General features: G+C 62.1%; 2 protein-coding genes. One reads left to right on the top strand and one right to left on the bottom strand.

Annotation, left to right across the window (positions count from 1 at the left end):
• A partial coding sequence (locus U4E84_RS17950) for a gamma-glutamyltransferase (protein WP_322533432.1) occupies positions 1–467 on the bottom strand: 467 nt, incomplete at its 3' end.
• Positions 468–780: 313 nt separating this feature from the next.
• Here U4E84_RS17950 and U4E84_RS17955 point away from each other — a divergent pair.
• Positions 781–1,204 (top strand): hypothetical protein (locus U4E84_RS17955; RefSeq protein WP_322533433.1); only part of this gene is annotated, 424 nt, incomplete at its 3' end.

Here is a 1,204-nt window from a genome sequence, read left to right on the forward strand (position 1 = left end):
AGGCTGAGCCGGCCCAGCTCCTCGACGGTCGCCTCCCAGCCGCGCGCCGTCCCGGGGACCGTGACCGCGTGCGGGCCGTAGAACGGCATCCCGGCCTCGCTCGCGTCGTCGACCGCGTAGCCGCCGTCGTCGGGGTAGTACGAGTCCGCGTCGTCGTCCTCGGCGAGCGCCGCCCGGACGTTCTCGATCGTCGCGTCCGCGGGGGCCCCCCCGCACGAGCGCATCGCGCCGACGTCGCCGTCGGCGGTCCGGTACAGCGCGAACACGTCGCCCCCGAGCCCGGTCGAGGTGGGCTCGACGACGTTGAGCGCGGCGGCGGTCGCGACCGCGGCGTCGAAGGCGTTACCGCCCTCTCTGAGGACTTCGATCCCCGCCTCGCTGGCGAGCGGCTGACTGGTCGCCACCACGCCGCGCTGACCGTACACGGTCGACCGGCGCGACGTGAATCGGTCTAAGTCTGGCTCCATGGGGATCCGTCCGGCGTACGGGAGGATAAAGGCCCGACCGGATGTGTCCGGTGTCGGTCCGTCGCGGTCGGCGGCGCCGAGCGACGGCATCGGTCTGTGCGGGACTCGGCGACGTGGGACCCGACGGCTTCGACGATCAGACGATCGTCCTCTCGGGAGTACGTGAATAACGCACCGTATGGACGCTATAGGACGGGTAGTGGTCCTATAGACGTCGACCTCGGCACTCATCGAAAGGCGGAGTGACGTTAGATATAAAAATACTGATAGTTAATTGGGCTAGCGTGATAGATGTGTTGGGAGGTGTGGAAAAATGACGGGAGGCGGCTGGAAAGAGTCTACAAATCTTCCAGAGTCGATGACGAAGGCCACGCTGTACTGTTCGGAAGATGATAGAAAAGAGTGGGATGAAGAGGTTGAGGAGCAGGGCTACAGAAGCAGAAGCACCTACCTCTACGAACTGATTCAGGAGGCACGGGCCTATAGAGAACAAGGGTTCCTCGCACACCACGAAAGCGAAGAGAAGATCGAGAAACTGAAGCAGGAGATCGAACACCTGGAAAAACAGTTAGAGGACCAAGAACAGCAGAGCAGCGGCAGGACAGAGATCGACGATATAGACTTCCTCGAAAAATTCCTGGGAGACACGTACAAGCCTCTCGAACAGATTCTCCGTGAGATCGTTGAGAGCGGGGCCTTAGACGACTTGATCCGGAAACGTGTAGAGGACCAGCTCT

The organism is Halorubrum sp. AD140, from assembly GCF_034497445.1.
In the GTDB taxonomy this organism is placed as follows: Archaea; Halobacteriota; Halobacteria; order Halobacteriales; family Haloferacaceae; genus Halorubrum.